The sequence below is a fragment of the Sinanaerobacter sp. ZZT-01 genome, from assembly GCF_035621135.1.
Taxonomy (GTDB): Bacteria; Bacillota; Clostridia; order Peptostreptococcales; family Anaerovoracaceae; genus IOR16.
In genome coordinates this window covers 1,470,511-1,488,142 of record NZ_CP141728.1, presented here as the reverse complement: position 1 = coordinate 1,488,142, position 17,632 = coordinate 1,470,511, and the positions used below count along the sequence as shown (strand labels likewise).

Annotated in this window: 14 protein-coding genes; 3 read left to right on the top strand and 11 right to left on the bottom strand. The window is 37.1% G+C overall.

All coding sequences use genetic code 11. From position 1 onward, the window contains the following. Nucleotides 1-8 precede the first annotated feature (8 nt). A complete protein-coding gene (locus tag U5921_RS07160) occupies nt 9-1,988 on the top strand; it encodes an O-antigen ligase family protein (protein ID WP_324825783.1) in 1,980 nt (659 codons plus the stop codon). Nucleotides 1,989-2,066: 78 nt separating this feature from the next. On the opposite strand, the gene U5921_RS07155 is transcribed toward U5921_RS07160, so the two are convergent. The 9 genes from U5921_RS07155 to U5921_RS07115 form a co-directional block, all read right to left on the bottom strand. Next, a complete protein-coding gene (locus U5921_RS07155; RefSeq protein WP_324825782.1) occupies nt 2,067-3,230 on the bottom strand; it encodes a LegC family aminotransferase in 1,164 nt (387 codons plus the stop codon). A 12-nt stretch (nt 3,231-3,242) separates the two neighbouring features. Further along, nucleotides 3,243-3,887 (bottom strand): acetyltransferase, encoded by a 645-nt coding sequence (locus U5921_RS07150; RefSeq protein WP_324825781.1) that lies wholly within the window; start codon nt 3,885-3,887, stop codon nt 3,243-3,245. Next, nucleotides 3,884-4,507 carry a sugar transferase gene (locus tag U5921_RS07145; protein WP_324825780.1) on the bottom strand — a complete coding sequence of 208 codons (624 nt, stop codon included), beginning with the start codon at nt 4,505-4,507 and terminating at the stop codon, nt 3,884-3,886. Before U5921_RS07145 ends, U5921_RS07150 begins: the two co-directional genes overlap by 4 nt. 16 nt (nt 4,508-4,523) lie before the next feature. Then, nucleotides 4,524-5,636: a glycosyltransferase family 4 protein gene (locus tag U5921_RS07140; RefSeq protein WP_324825779.1), complete on the bottom strand. Its 1,113-nt coding sequence runs from the start codon at nt 5,634-5,636 to the stop codon at nt 4,524-4,526. After that, nucleotides 5,633-6,646, bottom strand: coding sequence for a UDP-glucose 4-epimerase GalE (gene galE, locus U5921_RS07135; protein WP_324825778.1), 1,014 nt, complete (start codon nt 6,644-6,646; stop codon nt 5,633-5,635). The genes U5921_RS07140 and galE overlap by 4 nt, the downstream gene beginning before the upstream one ends. 122 nt (nt 6,647-6,768) lie before the next feature. Further along, nucleotides 6,769-7,170, bottom strand: coding sequence for a hypothetical protein (locus U5921_RS07130; protein ID WP_324825777.1), 402 nt, complete (start codon nt 7,168-7,170; stop codon nt 6,769-6,771). Between the two features lie 16 nt (nt 7,171-7,186). After that, nucleotides 7,187-7,420, bottom strand: coding sequence for a hypothetical protein (locus U5921_RS07125; RefSeq protein ID WP_324825776.1), 234 nt, complete (start codon nt 7,418-7,420; stop codon nt 7,187-7,189). 153 nt (nt 7,421-7,573) lie between these two features. Continuing rightward, entirely contained in the window at nt 7,574-9,094 is a 1,521-nt protein-coding gene (murJ, locus tag U5921_RS07120) for a murein biosynthesis integral membrane protein MurJ (protein ID WP_324825775.1), read from the bottom strand. A 5-nt stretch (nt 9,095-9,099) separates the two neighbouring features. Then, on the bottom strand, nt 9,100-9,603 hold the full coding sequence (locus U5921_RS07115; RefSeq protein ID WP_324825774.1) for a winged helix-turn-helix transcriptional regulator: 504 nt from the start codon (nt 9,601-9,603) through the stop codon (nt 9,100-9,102). A 265-nt stretch (nt 9,604-9,868) separates the two neighbouring features. On the opposite strand from U5921_RS07115, the gene U5921_RS07110 reads away from it, so the two are divergent. Both U5921_RS07110 and U5921_RS07105 read left to right on the top strand, forming a co-directional pair. After that, the gene (locus tag U5921_RS07110; RefSeq protein ID WP_324825773.1) at nt 9,869-11,095 is read left to right on the top strand and encodes an S-layer homology domain-containing protein; all 1,227 of its coding nucleotides are present in this window, start codon (nt 9,869-9,871) and stop codon (nt 11,093-11,095) included. A gap of 18 nt (nt 11,096-11,113) precedes the next feature. Further along, complete coding sequence (locus U5921_RS07105; protein ID WP_324825772.1) at nt 11,114-12,307, top strand: TolC family protein; 1,194 nt, start codon at nt 11,114-11,116, stop codon at nt 12,305-12,307. Between the two features lie 72 nt (nt 12,308-12,379). Here the strand turns inward: U5921_RS07105 and U5921_RS07100 are convergent, their stop codons facing one another. Further along, nucleotides 12,380-13,498, bottom strand: coding sequence for a hypothetical protein (locus U5921_RS07100; protein WP_324825771.1), 1,119 nt, complete (start codon nt 13,496-13,498; stop codon nt 12,380-12,382). A gap of 448 nt (nt 13,499-13,946) precedes the next feature. Beyond that, nucleotides 13,947-17,453 carry an S-layer homology domain-containing protein gene (locus U5921_RS07095; protein WP_324825770.1) on the bottom strand — a complete coding sequence of 1,169 codons (3,507 nt, stop codon included), beginning with the start codon at nt 17,451-17,453 and terminating at the stop codon, nt 13,947-13,949. Between the last annotated feature and the right edge of the window lie 179 nt (nt 17,454-17,632).

Sequence of the window (17,632 nt, the reverse complement as noted above, 5' to 3'; positions counted from 1 at the left end):
AGGCTACCATGGCAAAAGATAAAAAAAATATAAATATATCGGAAGAGAAAAAAAAGAATAAAAAACGTTCTTCAAAAGTTTTGGAAACGCCCGAAGACTGTCTTTGGTCTATGAAGCAAGGGAATCTAACCGCAACTCACTGGTTTCAGATGATTCCTGCTATCTTTTTTACATCAGTGGTTATCTTAATTGTACGAATGCACGAATATAAACGTAACATGTCTCAATTTTTTTGGTCTGCCGGCGATTCTAGTCTGACGGATTTTTTCAGCTACTATAAAATGATAGCTATCTTGGGATGCGCCATTTTCGTTCTGCTTATTCTTCTATATAAAATTATCACACAATCTATGACAATCAAGCGCTGCTTTGCTTATATCCCTATAGCCGCTTATTCTTTCTTTGTTTTTAGTTCCTATCTGGGGAGCGAGTATAAGGAATTTTCACTCTTGGGCTGGAACGCTCGTTTTGAAGGGACACTGCCGCTTCTCTGCTATATGCTCCTCCTCTTTTATATAATAAATGCAATTAATTCAGAAAAAGCTGTAAAATGGATGATCTACTCATTAGCGGTTTCCAGTACTTTGCTCAGTCTGGTCGGACTGAGTCAAGCATGGGGTCATGATTTTTTTCAGACAAATATCGGAAAAATGTTAATTACGCCGAGCCGTTCCTGGGACAGCGTAGATTCTTTAATCTTCAACTTTAAAGCTAAAGAAATCTATCAAACACTGTACAATATCAATTACGTCTCTTTTTATTTGACATTACTGATTCCTTTATTTGGAATGCTATTCCTTTATTCAATGAATATGAACAATGAAGAAAAAAACTATAAAAAAATTATATGGGCTGCCCTTTTTGCGCTCCTTATTTTTAATATAATCGGATCTGCATCCTCCGGTGGTCTTTTAGGTCTCGCCACTATTGGAATCATGGGACTGATCGTACTGAATAAGAAAATTCTGCGATGGAAAAAACCAATTGCGATTCTATTTATTATTTCCTTACTTATAATAGGAACTACTTACCAACGCTGGATTCCTGAACTTACAAGTACCGTAAAAGGAATCACTCATACAGAATCTCGCGAAAGTGCCGCCAATATTTCACAAGATAACAATGTAGACTTAGATAATACAGATGTTATTCCGGGAAGTGAAAAAGCTAAAATTGATTATATTCAAACTCAAAAACACGACATCATCTTCTCTATAAATGGAAACCTGATGAAAATACATGTAATTATGGCTGGAGCTGATATTGACAGCCTGGAGTTATTGGATAAAGATGGAAAAAAAATTGCTTTGATTCCAAATGGAAAAAATTTCGCAATCGATGACCCTCGTTTTTACGATTTTGCCACCATAACACCGACCCTTACAAATGGGAATTATTACGTTATTGTCAATACACAAGAAATGCAGTGGCCATTCGCTATTATGGAAGATCAAGTTTATTACCAAAATGCGAAAGGGAATTTGGTAAATTTGGATAAAGTTCCATCAATAGGCTTTGAAAACAATCTACTTTTTGGAAATGGGCGTGGATACATTTGGTCAAAGACAATCCCTATGATGAAGGATACCTTGCTTCTAGGCAGAGGAGCCGACACATATTGTATCTATTACCCTCATTACGATTACACCAATAAATACAATATTGGGTGGAATGTAAATCTGGTCGTGGATAAACCGCATAATATGTATATGGGTATAATCATTGGAACCGGTGCTCTTTCTCTCATCGCACTCTTATCACTTTTTGGAATTTATCTTCTGCAAAGCTTTAAACTGTATTTTAGAAGTAAATTTGAAACGGACTTCCTCACCTATGTTGGAGCCGGAATCTTTTTTGGTATCTGCGGATTTTTGACCTCTGCATTGGTGAACGACAGCAGTGTTTCTGTTATGCCAATGTTTTACGGTCTTTTAGGAACCGGCATTTCAGTTAATCTTATGCTTCAAAAGAAAGCTAAAAATGAATAAAAGATGATTGTTAATCATGTGTTAAAAATAAAAAACGCTTTTTCCAGATAATACCGGCAGAAGCGTTTTTTACATTTTTTATTTCATCTGAATCCGATCGCACACATAGGCGACCTCTTCTTCTGTTAAATTGGTCGAACAAGGCAGATTTAATATGTGCTCCGCATAATCTACGGCTTTTTCTATTTTATAAGCTTGGCAGTCCAAATAAGGTCTTTGTGTATGAATCAGTTTCCAAACCGGTCTGCACTGTATCCCCTCATCAATTAAACGATGCATTAATTGGTTCCGGCTTTCACCAAAGGTTTCTTCTCCCACCAAAAGAGAGTAAAACCAGTGATTTGTTCTCGATTCATCGTTAAATTCTAATATACGAAGTCCCTCAGCTTGATTTAGTCTTTTCTTATATCGATTATAATTATCGATTTTTGTTTTTATAAATGTCTCTAATTGATCAAGCTGGCTTACACCAAGAGCTGCCTGCAAATTTAGCATCCGATAATTATAGCCCACCTCATCGTGCACAAAATATAAGGTGTCATTTTTGGCTTGTACGCCTAAATATCTGGCATGATTCAAAAGCTTCTTATTGTTTGAAACAAGCATCCCGCCGCCGCCGGTTGTAATAATCTTGTTTGCATTGAAAGAATAGGCACCCATATCTCCTATAGTCCCGGCAAAACAGCCTGCGTATCTGCCCTTTTTGTAATAGCTTCCGAGTGCTTCTGTTGCATCCTCTAAGACCTTCAAATGGTATTTCTGTGCAACTTCCATAATTCGTTCCATATCACATAGATTTCCAAAAACATGAACCGGAATGACTGCCGCAACTTTGTTTCCTGTTCTTCGATTTCGAAGCTCGTCTTCGACTAAGTCACATTCTTCCTCACAAAATTGCTCAAGCTTTTCTGCATCCAAGCACAAGGTATCATCACAATCCATAAAAACAGGAGATGCTCCCATGTAGATAACAGGATTTACCGCTGCAATAAAAGTAAGCGTCGGCACAATGACTTCATCGCCTGATTGTACACCAAGCACACGTAATGCCGTATGTAAAGCAGCCGTGCCACTCTGCATCGCTACTGCTTCGCTTACTCCCACATACTTCGCAGTTTTTTCTTCAAATTCTGCAATAAATCTACCGCCCGTAGACACCCACCCTGATTCAATGCATTCTCGAAGATTTTCTAAAGTTTCGATATCTAAATTAGGTACACTTAACGGAATCTCTTTTTTCATTCTCGACGCTCCTTATTCTTTTTTCTTTATCACTCTAGCAGGAACACCAACAGCTGTACAGTGATCCGGGATAGCTGAGATTATAACACTTCCTGCACCAATCATTGTACCTTGACCGATCCGTACGCCCTGTATTACCTTTGTCCCAGTACCAAGCATGGTCAATTCTCCTATCTGAACATTTCCCGCGGTGGTCACACCCGAAGCAATATGCACAAAATCATCTACTTTATTATCGTGTTCCAAAATTGTGCCCGTATTAATCAATGATTTTTTTCCAATTTTTGTATCTACGTTGATAATAACACCGGGCATTACAACGGTTCCTTCACCAAGCTCCACATGACTTCCCAGGATTGCGCTTGGATGAACCAGCGTATACCATGATGCGCTTAAATATTTTTCATACAGATTTTTTCGTATCGAATTTGCACCGATTCCATCGACAAATGCAATGTTCTTTTCATCTGAAAAATCTTCTATCTTAGAAAGACCACCTAAAATGGGATACCCTCCCATTTCTTTTTTCGCACAATCGTCATCTAAAAATCCTATAATTTCTAATTCCTCACCTAAAATCTGTTTTCTGGCAAAAATAGAGTCCAGAATCACCTTACTGTTTCCGCCAGCACCTACAATAATCAATTTTTGTGTCACGTATGATCCTCTCCCCCCTTTTTATTTCCCAGAAATTCACCCATAGTGGCCTGCCCCTCTGCACTAACGCCATCCCGCTTTATTACCTTTGCCACAGTCATGCACAGGATTTTAAAATCTAAAGTTAATGACCAATGGTCTACATACCATAAATCCAGTTCAAATTTCTGATTCCAATCAATGGCATTGCGGCCATTGACTTGTGCCCATCCGGTTAGACCGGGTTTTACTTCATGACGTCTTGCCTGCTCGTTCGAGTAGAGGGGTAAATACTTCACCAGTAAAGGTCTAGGGCCTACAAAGCTCATCTCTCCCTTTAAGATATTGATCAGCTCCGGAAGCTCATCCAAACTGGTTGCTCGCAGTTTTTTCCCAAAAGTTGTTAACCTTATTTCATCCGGCAGTAAATTCCCCTCTGCATCCTTTTCTTCGGTCATAGAACGAAATTTATACATTTTGAATACTTTCCCATTTAATCCGGGGCGTTCTTGAGCAAAGATAGCCGGCGACCCTAATTTTATTTTACACAAGACATATAGTACAAGCAAAATCGGAGACAGAATCATCAACATACCTGCCGAAACAATCAAGTCAAATAGACGTTTTACTGTGTTTTTCATTTTATTCCTCTGCAACTCATTTTATTAAAGATTCTATGCACTTTAGGTATTGCTTCATTACAATTTTTCGGTCAAAATTTTCAATCATCTTTTTTCTACCCAGCTTTCCCATTTCCATTCGCTCTTCCTCTGACAGTAATAGGAACTTTTCTAAAGCCAGTTCTAAGCTCTTTGCATCCCTCGGTTCGCATAGAAATCCCGTGACTCCCTCTTCCACCGCTTCCTTACAACCATAAACATTTGATGTAATCAGCGGAAGTCCAAACGAAGCGCCCTCTAATAGAACATTTGACATTCCTTCATGATAGGACGGTAATACAATGCAATCCGCTTGCGACATCTGCAGCCTTGTATCATGTGAAACGCCCAAATATTCCAATATACCGTCTGCTTCCATTTGCTCTACTTTGAGCTTGTAACGATCTTCATCATAATAACCTAAAATCTGAAATCGTACTTCCGGATAACGTTTTTTTACCGCCTCGGCAGCTTTTAAATATTCTTCAATACCCTTATCCTTCATAACACGAGCGATGTAGAGAAAGCAAACATTCTTTCCTGAAGATTTATATTCAGGAAATTTTTTTTGTCGTGCATAATGGCTTGTATTTACACCGGCGCCCGGTACCACAATATACTTGTCTTCTTGCGCAATTTCATATTTTTGAAAGTAGTCGCGATTTCCTACATTCTCAAAAAAAACAGCTTTTGTCTCTTTAAGTGCAAAGCGATACATCTTTCTAATAACCTTAGCCAAAAGATTATCTTCCTGTAAAGCACTTCCTAGTCCTGTAATATTATTCATATACGGTTTGCCCATCCACATCGCAAGGCAGCTCCCATATATATTAGGTTTAATCGTATGTAGGATCATAATATCGGGGTTTACTTCTTTATATACATTTTTTAGCTGTAAGATAAGGTCAAGGTCTTTTAAAGGATTCATTCCTCTTCGATCTACTTTCAATTCATGATAAAAAGCACCTGCATTTACTAATCTCACAAGCTTCTCATAATTAGGCACCGAAAAATGAACCTCCAACCCTTGCGTTAAAAGTACCTCTAGTAATTCTTTTTTAAAATTATAAAATCCTTGTCCGTTATTGCTTACCAGTAATACTCTTTTCACGATTCATTTCTCCCTAGATTTGATACTGCAAAGTTCCAAGCATCTTTGCACATATCTTCTAATGTTCGAACAGCGTACCATCCAAGCTCTTCCTGTGCTTTCGTAGAATCAGCATAGCAAGTCGCAATATCCCCCCATCTACGCGCAACAAATTCATAAGGTATCACTTTTCCATTCACTTTTTCAAACGTATCAATAACGTCCAGCACACTATAGCCTTTTCCAGTTCCAAGGTTATAAGTATGCAAGCCGCCTTTTTTCTCTAAAGCTTCCAATGCTGCAAGATGCGCTTCTGCCAAATCCATTACATGAATATAATCTCTGACACCGGTTCCATCTTTCGTAGGATAGTCTTTGCCAAAAATCTTTAATTTAGAAGTTTTTCCTAGTGCTACATTAATGACATATGGAACTAAGTTATTCGGTATTCCTTCTGCATCCTCTCCAATCAATCCACTTGCATGCGCGCCAACCGGATTAAAGTATCTAAGCAAAGCAATCTTCCATTCTTGGTCTGCACAATAGACATCTTTTAAAATCTGCTCCACCATCAGTTTCGTCGCCCCATATGGATTGGTAGCCGACAGCGGAAAGTCTTCTCTAATCGGTAATGTAGGTGCTTCTCCATATACAGTCGCAGATGAACTGAATACCAATGTCTTTACGCTATGCTTATTCATAGATTCCAATAAATTCAACGTTGATACAATATTATTTTGATAATAGCGCAGTGGCTCTTGTACCGATTCACCTATAGCTTTTAACCCCGCAAAATGAATCACTGCATCTATTTTATGTTGTTCAAATACCCAATCCAAAGCTTTCTTATCGCACATATCACAAGAATAAAATGCAGAACGCTTTCCGGCTATTCTAGAGATCCGATCGCAAACTGATTTCTTACTATTCGATAAATTGTCCAGCATCACCACTTCATACCCTTTCTCTAAAAGGCATACACATGTATGACTGCCTATGTATCCGGTCGCACCGGTAACTAAGATTGACATAAAGCTTTTCCCCCAAGATGGCTCTAATATAACAATGTAATTTGCTCAAAATTTTATTTTTATCTAAGCCGTAACTACAAATAAGTGATTTGATTCTTTTCCTCTCTGTATTCCTGTACCTATCATAAATCTATCATCTTCCGATACTGCGTATTCATAAAAGAATCAATCATACTTACAAATTTTGAATCCCATAATAATTTAGCATTTACCCCCATCCGTCTTAACTCTTCATTATTAGTAACACACCATTCAATTTTTTCCTCAATGCCTAACAAATTTTGCTCTGACAAATTCTTTATAACAAAGAACATCCACCCTATTTTTTTTAAAAGATTTTTCAATCCTCTTCCAAAAGGGCAAAGTTTCCTATAATAAAGTATGGAATCAGTATCATAAAAGCCTTTTCCTAATCTATCCCAAGCAATAATTTTATAGCCCATCTTTATAGAATCTAAATAATCAATATATTTCTGAAGACGAGGGTCCGGCTTAATATCATTGCACCGAATAAAAATAACCATTGAATCTCCCCTTTCGTTAAATAATAATCTCACTCATATTAGTTGGCATCTCGATGCCTATATTACTAAAGAATTTCTCAATTTCAGTCTGGTAATCAATTTCACACATTCTTATTAAAGATATGGTTTTAATTCCTAAAAAAGCAGCCATTTGCAACACTGTAGTAGTCATACCAATAACATTAACAAATTTATCTATATTTCTAGCCAAAACAGCTTCTAAAGCCACATTTTTTTCAATTTGCTTCATATCTTTAATATCTATGCTTACCTTGATGCTCTCTCTTGAAATTTGATGATAAACCTTTATTTTCAACATAAGGCGAATAATATGGTAACACTCCTTCTTCTACGTATATGTGACAGACCTGCTTGTTTTTATGATAGCAACACTTCATTTCTCTTACAACACTTGACGAATCATCTTCACTTCTTCAATCCTAAACAAACTCAACAATCCAATATACACTATTCCGTCTACCATTGCAGCCAGGCCAAAGTATATCATACGTGGCATCCAAATCGTTGAAACAAGCAAATAATAAATTGCATAAGATATCCCTGTTGCTATTATAGCACTTCCAGCAATTTTATACAATTTTGACCAAGATTCAATCAAACATATCTCATTGTATTTTTTTCTAAAAATAATGAACATGACCGCTACATTACAAGCGCTTGATATACTTGTTGCCAAAGCCAATCCACCATGTGCTAAGTAACGTACTAAAATTAAATTTAATGTTATATTAACAATCACTGCCGCCGCCCCGGCTAATAGCGTACTCTTTGTATCTTTCATTGAGTAAAACACTCTCGTAAAAAATTCTGCCAAAGCAAAAAATAAAAGTCCACCTATATAAAAGAGAAAAGTGGTTTGTGTAAGCATCGTTGCATTTGAATCAAAAGCACCTCTTTCGTATACAATTTGCACAATGGTGCTACTATACACTACTCCCCCAAACGTGCAGGGTAGCGCAATGATCAATATCAGATTGATACCCGTGCAAATCATCTCTTCAAATCGGCTCCACTGTCCTAAGGTCTTTGCCTGTGTCAGCTTTGGATAGATTACTGTCGTAATAATCGAAATAGTGAGGCCCGTCACAATTCCTACAAGGAGATACCCATAATTCAAGGCAGAGGCGCTTCCTTCCGGTAATTGAGATGCCAGCGATTTATCTACAAACAAATTAATCTGATTAATATAACTTCCAATGAAAACAGGAAGTGCTAGGATCATAATGCTTCTTGCTCTATCTTTAAAATGAAGATCAAAAGAATAGCGAAATCCTTTTTTCACAGCAAAGAAAAACACAATTAAAAAGCGAACAAAACAGCCAATTAGCAATCCAAATGCCAAAAAGTAATATTGGTATAACGCACTAATTACAATGCATCCGATCACAAAAACATTCTGCATATAGCCCGATATAATTGGAAGTAAAAAATATCCCTTATACTGTAAATAGGAATCTAACAAGCTTGCTGTAGAGGTAAATATAATGTACGAAAAAGTGGCTTTGACAAAAAAGCTCGCTAATTTTGCCGTTTCTCCCGTAAACCCCGGTGCACAAATTTTAATAATCATATCGGAAAAGAAAAAACCAAAAATAGAAGATATAATCGATATAATAAATAATAAATTTAGGATTTGGCTGGTAAATAAATCGGCTTCCTTCTTCCCTCGATGCTCTGTCACTTCCGAAAATAATGGTATATAAGCCGTAGCAACAGCTCCAAATAACCCTCCAAAAACAATCGTCGGAATAGCAGTAGAGAGTACATAAGCATCTGTCACATAACTGGTTCCAAACGCACTTGCCATAACCATTTCCCTAATAAAACCAAGCAGCTTTGACCCTAAGGTCAATCCTGCCATTAAAACAGCTGTCTGTGCCGCTGTTCTTTTTATCCCACGCATTTACCTCACCTCAAAATATTTACAAATTCTATCTCTGATTCTGCACGCAATCCTGTATCTTTTTCCTTCCATTTGCTTATGCTTTCCTCTCTCCAATAAAAAATTACTCCTTGATTTAAATTCACCTCTGCCATGGAATATTCTTTCAAGGCCAATTTTACGATTTCCATTACCTCATCTTCCGGCCCCACTATGTAAATTTTCTTTCCCAGCTTTTGATAAAAGTCTGATAGCGTTCGAATTTTCTCTGTTAATTTTATCACCGTGCCATAAGAATTCTTTATATACTGCAGCGTCCTTTCCGCTTTCTCTTTCATACCTTTTGGTGTCAAATTATATCTCAAAGACTTAGCCGTCTGCTGTTCTATCTTTATGAAGCCCTTCTTTACACACTTCTTAATTAAAAAATTCACTTGCCCTAAAGAGATTCCTATTTCCTCCGCTATTTTTCGCTGAGATAGATATGGTTTTTCCTCTATTAGCTTCAAAATTTCCAATTCATCTTTCATCATTTTTCTCCGTAACTGTAGCTATCGCTTCGTGCATCGTTCATTAAATGAACAATGCAATTTTATTCTAAATTCAATACTTCGTCAAGTCATTTCGCCTTTCACTATACTTCTGATTCAATTCTTTCTAATTTATCAACAAAACATTTCTTTTTTCTTACAATCATGGGCATATTATTGAAATAAAAAGCTAAGAAGGATATAATTAGGCTACATATTATGATCTTAATCTTAATGAATTATCTTAAATTAAAGGGGGATAAAAATGAAAAAAATAACATCTTTTATACTAATACTGGCACTCGTATTATCGGGTAGTCTCACTGTCTTTGCAGACGATCTTTCCAAAGAAACCTTACCACGAGATGTAAAAGGAACCAATTATGAAGCCGCAGTCAAGAACCTTATTTCAAAAGAAATTATCAGCGGCTATGAAGACGGGAATTTTAAGCCTGAAAACAAGATTACCCGAGCGGAGTCTTGCATTCTAATTGTTAGAAGCATGAATGCAACGGATTTGGTTCTTAAAAGTGCGATGAAAAGCAGCTTTAATGATATGCAGGGATATGATTGGGCGAAAAATTACATCAATTATGTAACTGCGAAAGGCATTGCGAAAGGCTACGGAAATAATACCTTTAGACCTGGAAACAATGTCACTTATAACGAAATGTGCGCTTTGCTCGTAAATGCTTTAGGATACAAAGCGCAAGACCTGCAAGGAAAATGGCCTGAAAACTACCGAAGCAAAGCGGACGAGCTTGGTATTTTCAAAGGAATTACATCTGATCTTTCTCAATTTGATACCAAGCAGCCTGCGACTAGAGGCAATGTCGCACTTATGATAAATTCTGTTTTGGAATCCCTTTTGAAACAAACGGATACGCAAACATCCACTGATACAAGCAAAAACGAACCTGATACGGACAAATCGCCAAGTAAAGCCGGAAAATTGAAGGACTACAGTGGTTATGCAATTGGAATGATCTTAAGTTCCGCAAAGGTAGTAAATAAAGATAAAGAATCCGTGCAGGAAATTGAATTTCTTTTTGGGGACGATATTTTATACTTAAACACGAATGGAAAATGCAACATAGATTCCATCTCCTTTGATGGCACTCCTTATACATTGAAGATAAATAACGGTGTAATAACGAAAATTAACACAGGAGGAAGCGGTTTAAAATACTATTCCGATCTTACCGGCGGCAAGTGGATCGAAGTTGCTGAACGAGATGGTCATGTCATCACCGCAAAGGATGGCTCTAAATTTACTATCGTGCGTGACGCTAGTTTTTATGGTGCATCGTTTAACAAAAAATCCATTGATGCTTACGAAGCTTCAAATTTAAATCATATTTCAAAAGGTACAAAACTCCGGATGTTTGACGTAACCGATGATACAAACGATGTTGCAAATATTGTTGTCATTATTGATGCCGATGATGCAAACGATATTGCAAAATTGACGCAGATGACAGTTCAAAAATAAAATAGAAAGAGGACTTAAATGAAAAGAAAATTAATTATTATGCTTTTATCTGTATCCCTTTTAACAACAAGCAGTCTATTCTGCTTTGCGGCAGAAGCTCTGCCGGATACTAATACTGCTGTGTCAATTGCACCAACGATGGATTTTGTCGGCACCTCTATTAAACTCTCTCTCTCCGAAGCTGTCAAACACATGCAGACAGAAGGAGTTCGTGCAGAAACAGCGAAAAATAACAAAGATTATGATAAAGCACTCTCCAGTGGTTATACGGAAAGTATAAAATCATTTCGCGATACCATCAATGACTACAGTGATAACTCTGACATATGGGGCGACAGCAGAGACAGCAAAATCGAAAAAAAGGTTGCAGAGTTAAAAAGAGATTTTGCAAAAGCTAATTTAGAAAACAACTACGCGGCTGAAATGAATAAAATCGAAAGCGATACAATCACTTCTTACTATAAGATATTGCAGGCAGAAGACATTTTGAAGTCCTCTCAGGACAATTTAAAAATTCAAAAAAGTATTTTGGAAACCACTCAAAAAAAATTTGACCTAGGCCTTGTTTCTAAAAATGATTTGGACTCTGCCAAAGCAAGCATCCTATCTGCAGAATTTAATATAAAGGATGCTGATGCCACTTTAAAAGACCTAAAAATGAATTTTAATCTCGATATGGGATATCCATTGATGCAAAAGGTTACTTTTTCCGACACATTAAAGGAGTTGGATGAGCCAAAAGAAGCTCTCTCTTCTGCAATCGATAACGGTCTTTCAAAACGAATGGAAATTAAAAATGCAGCCTTAGGGCTAGAAGTACAGAAAATACTGTTAGAGAGTATGAAATATACTATTTCGACAGCATCCTCTAAGTATGCAAAGCAAAAGATTGCTCTCTCAAATATGGAACAGGCATTAGAACAAAAACCATTGGAAATTGAAAAAGAGATTCGATCGGCTTACATGGACATACAATCAAAAAAAAGTGCTTTAGATTCTGCAAAGGCATCGAAGGTGTTGGCAGAAGACTCTTACCATCTAGCCATGATTTCATATAATGCAGGCGTCAAGACCTTAACCGATGTGCAAGAAGCACAGTTAAAGGCTTTTGAAGCAAATCAAAGCGTCGCAGCTGCAATCACTGCCTATGATCTATCCATCTACACTTATCAATATGCACAAAATGTCGGTACACAGAGAATTGATCTATAATACAAGTTCAGCTTAAAAAAAACAGCGATTGATAAAACAAGTTATCAATCGCTGTTTTTTTATATAACTAAACTAATAGACATAACCTCTCATGCTGACTTCTGTGTAGATACCTACCATATCTGATGAAGGTAAAATTGTAAATGAAATCGAGTTCTTATCATAAGAAAACTTCCCAATTTTTACTTTTCCATCTGATAAATGATTTATCTTCTGTACAAAATATTGACCTCCCGCATTGTAATATTTGCTATCGTCTCCATAACCTACAGTGAAGATATCAGAGCGGTCAGCACCCTGCGCATGGTATAGCTGTCTCTCTTCTACGTTTGGCTTGCCGGATCTAATTCCAATGTAATCAGCATCCACATATGCTGTCTTTACTGAACCATTTGCATTTTTTACTATATAAATATCCGCTACAAGCTGATCCCTCCTATTATAGGTTTTAATCAATCGAATCATCTTTGGAAAATATCCCGGAATCCCCGTATCAAAATTAAATGTCAAACGCTTTCCATCATCAACCCACTCAGATGTTATTAATTGATTATCATCTAGGTCAAACCTTGTCTTATATCCACCAAAGCTTCCTCTATCCACTTCCGTAATTCTTGTATCTAGAATATCAAGCACTTTATGAAGCGCTGTATCCCCTTTTGATATCTCTGTTCGTACCTTGCCTAGCTCAGTATAGAGAGCTTGGTCATCTTTTGAAATCTTTGTTCTTAAGTCAGAAAGCTCCGTATGAAGCCACTTATCTTCCGGTGAACCATCCGCTTTTAGTGTATTAATTTCACCTGTATTCGCTTTCGCAATAACATGAATAGGCGGCTCGCTGAATGTACCATTTTTTCGATTATACCACTTCCCCACTAATGACTGATCATAGCTTGGAATTTCAATCTTCTTCTCATCTGTTACTTTTGACTCCAATGCTACAACTTGAACTACGATATCTTGCTCATCCAACACAGCATAGTAAAACATCACATCTTCGAACTCTCCAGTTTCTCTATTGTACTTTTTACCTATTAATGACTCATCATTGCTGGGAATCGCAATATACTGCGGATGAGATATTACGGACGGCAGAGCAACGATGGTTTCTACCACATCCTGTTCATTGAGATATGCATAATAATGCATCGTCAATGCCATTGCTTCAAGCTCACTCATTTCATTTTTCATTTTTATACCTCTTTTCTTTCCTTTACGCTGCACAAAATAACTCGATTTACTATTTTTGCAGCATTTTTAAAAATAACCTACTTAAGTAATAACGAATACTCAAAACCAGCATCTCAATATATTTGCATTTAAATCTCCCCCCTTTATATAGAACCATTGCAGAGGCTTTTTCCACAAGATTCAAAAAAATAAAAAAGACCTCCTGCAAATACAGAACGTCTCCTATAAAGTTATGCAGCTTTTATCGCTTACTTAACTTAATAGCATAGTATCACATAAAAGTGCTAATATTCTCTCATCTTTGTCTCAATTCTTCCTATTCCCTTTTTAATTTGCTATAAATCAAAACCCCCTTGGAATAATCCAAGGGGGTTTTCTTTTCTGACAAAGTCAGATTTTTTTAAGCTATTAAGTTAAGCGATAAACACTGTAACCATTATAGACTGAATTATTTAGCAGTAACTGTTGCTGTAGTGTTCGTAGTTCCAATTCCTGCTTGATCTACCACTACCTTAACTGTCCAGTTATCACCAGCATCAACACCAGCAACATTAGTTACTGTAGCAGTTACAGTATCAGTATTCTCGTTAGCTAATACCAGCATTCCAGTTGTTGCCTCTACTGCTGCATCAGAAGTTCCTTGCGCAACCGCTTCTACTGTCCAAGCATAAGTTACACCATAGGTACCTGCTAATACTGTGTCAAGCTCTACACCAGCTGCATTCTTTAAAGTTGCTTTTGCATTTACAGTGCTAGCATCAGCCTTGTCAACAGTCACATTAGCAACTACCACAGTAGCAACCGTAGCAGCCTTCTTAATCAATGCTGCTTTCGCATCAATTCTCTTCTGAAGATCTGTTTTAAAGGTTCCATCCTGTACTCCAGTTAGATCAGGAGCTGTTGCATCTACTGCAATCTTAATGTTTGCATCATCATCTAATGCTAGAGCTTCATACTCTTCTACTTTAGTTTGTTCCTCAATCTCAGTTGTAGAAGGCTTCTTCACAACATTTCTTGTAACAAGTGCAGATTTATAGTATACCTTAACTTCATTGTCTCCAGTCGTAAACTTAGTAGTATCAGAAATAATTACTCTATTGTCAGTTATAACTAAGACCTTTTCTTCAATAAGGTTTCCATTAACATAAAGTCCAGAGAAATCATCCTTTGACTGATTTGTTACGATTTCAACAGAAGCTTGATCGTTTTCCATCGATATATCACCAGTTGAAGGGTTGGAAGTAGTTCCATCATCCTTCTTGTAGATAACAACGATATCCATTAAGTCATCATTGTTGTCATCCTTAGTGTCATAGAACCATACGGAAGAACCTGCAGGCAAATTCTCTAGCTTGTTATCTGTTCCATATTTCCAATCTTTTCCATCATTATATAAGATTGTTGCATTTCTATCAACACTTACACGTGGATATTTTGGATTTTCAAAGATTCCCTTAACAGCTGCACCGGTTTTGACTTCAAAGATACGATTCTTATAGCTATAATCGCCAGTCTGAATCCCTTCAATTGCACCAACTGTCATTGTATCGTCAGTATCAATGATCTTAGTTCCATTCCAAACCTGAACTAAATCGCTTAATTCGCCGTTTGCATTGAACTTCATCTTCATCAATTTCATTCCGGCATTCGCATCTGCAGTAGCATAGTCTTTAACTAAGTTGCCCTTAGCCTTTGAAGTTGCTTTGTATGTCTTTTCTGCCTTAGCGTCATTTGAAAGCATCTTGATTTCATAGTCAGAATCAACAGTCTTGCTGTATTCAGTTGCCACACCATAGATCGCATCAGAAGCAGCATAATCATAGATTAACATAGAAACAATTTTGCCTTTTTCAGTAACGAAAGCAGCATAAATATCTTTACTATCTAATACTTTCTCTAATGTAGTAACTCCATACTTGTCATCATCATTACGTTTGTTCAAGCTATCAACGCTTGTTGAGTTTTCAGCTTTTTCTTCATAAGTGTAGATTACTGCATTTTTCGCAATCTCACGTCCAGCATAATAGCCACTCTTCGTAATATCAGATTTAGGTGCATTATTAGGAGTTGCTTTTGAATTGTCATAATTCTTGCCAGTAGCAATTGTTAAATCTTCAAATGAATCGATAACGCCATCTTTATCAACGCCATATTTAACAATAGCTCCAGCAGTTAATGTGTCATCCCATTTATTCTTATCCGTAACGCCACTAACTCTGTCGTTTGCGTCACTTCCGAATAAATCATCGTCTACGTTAAATACCTTGTCTGTGCCATCTGCCAAGAACAACTTGATCTGATGCTTTTCATCAATTCTTCCGGTATTACCAGTGCTTAAATCCAATACAATCGCAAAGTTATCTGCACTTCCAGAAATTGCTTTGTAATCATAGATATAGCCATAAGCATCTAAATAAAATTCTACTTCATCTTCAGTATCAACATCATCTGCATCTACTTCAGCACTTGTAATTCCATTTTTATTTAACTTATCCTGTGCAAACTGATATTCTTTCCCATCAATAGTTACTTTGTTATCACGAGTGGATTCTTTCTTTTTAGTAATCTCACCTTTGACAGTCTCCGTTCCTACTGCTACTCTCGTAATTTCTTTATCAGATCCGCCTGTATAAACATATACAATGTGACCTTCTTTGATGTCATTTAATGATTTTACACCAACTAATTCAAAAGAATTCGTATCAATATCATCATTGTCATCTTCAGTAAAGTCTTTTCCTAATAAAGATTTATTACTTTTGATTGCTTTAATATCATCAGCGTCTACGGTCTCTGCATTATCAACACTCCACTTAGCAACAGAGTAAATACCTTTTACAGTTTTACCGGAAAGGTCTGCTGCGATTGTTACAAAAGTACCATCTTCTGAAGTATCAATTGTCTTTCCATCTCTTAAGATAGTAGTATCTCTTGAAGAAGCAGTATCGCCATTTACAAACTCAGAAGCAGTATAATCAGACTTAAAGAATTTTTCAGAAGAAGTTCCTTCTACACCATTCTTATATATATCATCTAATTTGTACTCAGTTCCGTCTGCAGTCTTAATCACTTTATCTGCATCTTTAAACTCACCAGTAATGAAGTCAGATTTTACATCAGAGATAGCAATAATCTTTCCATCGTTCTTACCCTTAGTCATTTTGAAAGTCTTTGCGCAAGCTCCGATATAAGCTTTGATGTTTACTAAAGCATCATCAGCATCAGACTTTGTGATAACAGAATAACCTTCTACACCATCAGAAGACTCTTCTGCGTCTAAGTTAGTAATTACTTTGACGTTTTTGCTGTCTTTATCTTTCTTATTCTGGTATACACCATCAGCATCAGCATAACCCATGTCAGCAGTCAGCATGTTGTAAAGGTAGATTGCAACGTCGCCTCTGTTCGCTCCAACAGCACCACCAGCTTTTACATCATCAGTCAATCCCAACACTCTAGCTTTCTGCACATAGATTGCAGGCCAGCTTCCATTCATTTCTTTGCAATCTTTTGTGTATCCGAGAGCACTTACAATCATAGTCAGCGCTTCATCATAGGATACAGTCTTGCCAGGCTTGAAGGTTCCGTCACCGTAACCACTGACAATTCCTAAGCTCTGAGCATATCCGATATAGCCCTCTGCCCAGCCGTAACCGGACATATCTTTGAATGTGCTCTTAGAACCGGTTGCATTTGCCTCCAATCCCAATTCAGCAATGATTAATTTTGCCATTTCAGCTCTAGTTACGATATTGGCAGGTTTATATGTGCCATCTTCGTAACCGCTAACTACTCCAAGAGCAGATAATGCTGTTACAGCACCTTCGAATTCGGTACCAACTACATCTGTAGGAGTTGCAGTTGTTTTCGCAGTCGTTGTAGTGTCTGCGAATGCGAATCCAAAGCTTCCAAGTACCAGTGTAAGAACTAATACTAATGAAAGTACTTTCTTCATCTTAAAATTCCTCCTTTAAGGTATTTTCTTCTGAAGGGGACTTATAAGTAAATTGTTTGCGCAAATCACCCTCCCCTTCTGAAGATAATTTGACATTATTTATAGAAACGCTAACGGGTAACCCGTCGCATATTCTATCACAGTGAATTATACCCTTATCCGCTTATTGCCGTCAACAA

What these genes read in the sequence shown, in the direction of transcription:
- U5921_RS07160 (WP_324825783.1), top strand. Translation starts at nt 9, where the DNA reads ATGGCAAAAGATAAAAAAAATATAAATATATCGGAAGAGAAAAAAAAG.
- U5921_RS07155 (WP_324825782.1), bottom strand. Translation starts at nt 3,230, where the DNA reads ATGAAAAAAGAGATTCCGTTAAGTGTACCTAATTTAGATATCGAAACT.
- U5921_RS07145 (WP_324825780.1), bottom strand. Translation starts at nt 4,507, where the DNA reads ATGAAAAACACAGTAAAACGTCTATTTGACTTGATTGTTTCGGCAGGT.
- galE (WP_324825778.1), bottom strand. Translation starts at nt 6,646, where the DNA reads ATGTCAATCTTAGTTACCGGTGCGACCGGATACATAGGCAGTCATACA.
- U5921_RS07130 (WP_324825777.1), bottom strand. Translation starts at nt 7,170, where the DNA reads ATGGTTATTTTTATTCGGTGCAATGATATTAAGCCGGACCCTCGTCTT.
- U5921_RS07125 (WP_324825776.1), bottom strand. Translation starts at nt 7,420, where the DNA reads ATGAAGCAAATTGAAAAAAATGTGGCTTTAGAAGCTGTTTTGGCTAGA.
- murJ (WP_324825775.1), bottom strand. Translation starts at nt 9,094, where the DNA reads ATGCGTGGGATAAAAAGAACAGCGGCACAGACAGCTGTTTTAATGGCA.
- U5921_RS07115 (WP_324825774.1), bottom strand. Translation starts at nt 9,603, where the DNA reads ATGAAAGATGAATTGGAAATTTTGAAGCTAATAGAGGAAAAACCATAT.
- U5921_RS07110 (WP_324825773.1), top strand. Translation starts at nt 9,869, where the DNA reads ATGAAAAAAATAACATCTTTTATACTAATACTGGCACTCGTATTATCG.
- U5921_RS07105 (WP_324825772.1), top strand. Translation starts at nt 11,114, where the DNA reads ATGAAAAGAAAATTAATTATTATGCTTTTATCTGTATCCCTTTTAACA.
- U5921_RS07100 (WP_324825771.1), bottom strand. Translation starts at nt 13,498, where the DNA reads ATGAAAAATGAAATGAGTGAGCTTGAAGCAATGGCATTGACGATGCAT.
- U5921_RS07095 (WP_324825770.1), bottom strand. Translation starts at nt 17,453, where the DNA reads ATGAAGAAAGTACTTTCATTAGTATTAGTTCTTACACTGGTACTTGGA.